At 39.9% G+C, this 936-nt stretch carries 1 tRNA gene and 2 rRNA genes; all 3 read left to right on the top strand.

Going from position 1 to position 936, the window contains the following annotated elements:
- A 16S ribosomal RNA gene (locus tag AB6A63_RS02290) occupies window positions 1-209 on the top strand; the annotation flags it as partial.
- A 90-nt stretch (window positions 210-299) separates the two neighbouring features.
- Window positions 300-376 (top strand) — tRNA-Ile (locus AB6A63_RS02285).
- A 75-nt stretch (window positions 377-451) separates the two neighbouring features.
- Window positions 452-936 (top strand): 23S ribosomal RNA (locus AB6A63_RS02280); the annotation flags it as partial.

The raw sequence follows: 936 nt of genomic DNA, 5'->3' as shown, positions 1-936 counted from the left end.
GAATCGCTAGTAATCGCGAATCAGCATGTCGCGGTGAATACGTTCTCGGGGTTTGTACACACCGCCCGTCAAACCACGAAAGTTGATAATACCCGAAAGCAGTGGCTTAACTTTGTAAAAAGAGGGAACTGTCTAAGGTAGGGTCGATGATTGGGGTTAAGTCGTAACAAGGTATCCCTACCGGAAGGTGGGGATGGATCACCTCCTTTCTAAGGAAAAAAATCATCTTCAGTTTTGAAAAACTTAGGTTGAAAAAAAATTAAGTTTTTCTTTTTTAGGTTCTCCATCATTTTTAAAATGAGCCTATAGCTCAGTTGGTTAGAGCACACGCCTGATAAGCGTGAGGTCGGTGGTTCAAGTCCATTTAGGCTCACCAATATTTAAATTTGAAAAATAACTTAAAAAAAGTTCTTTGAAAAGTAGATAAACATGCCATATAATCTCTATTTAAATTGAAGGAATTAAGGGCGTACAGTGGATGCCTTGGCACTAAGAGCCGATGAAGGACGCAATTAACGGCGATACGCCATGGGGAGTTGTACATGAATGCAGATCCATGGATTTCCGAATGGGGCAACCTACTACAACAATCTTGTAGTGTTTTGATTAATTTAATCAAAAAGGGAACGCAGTGAACTGAAATATCTAAGTAACTGCAGGAAAAGAAAGTAATAACGATTCTGTTAGTAGTGACGAACGAACGCGGAATAGCCTAGATACCATTTACTAGTTACCAAATAGGAAAAAACTTGAAATTTTTGGAAAGAAATACCAAAGAAGGTGACAGTCCTGTAAAGGAAAATTTCCTATCTAGGGTATCTGAAAAGTACGGCGAGACACGAGAAATCTTGTCGGAACATGGGAGGACCATCTCCTAAGGCTAAATACTCCTTAGTGACCGATAGTGAACTAGTACCGTGAGGGAAAGGTGAAAAG

The organism is 'Camptotheca acuminata' phytoplasma (genome assembly GCF_041276565.1).
Lineage (GTDB): Bacteria > Bacillota_I > Bacilli_A > Acholeplasmatales > Acholeplasmataceae > Phytoplasma.
This window is presented reverse-complemented; position numbering and strand designations above follow the sequence as displayed.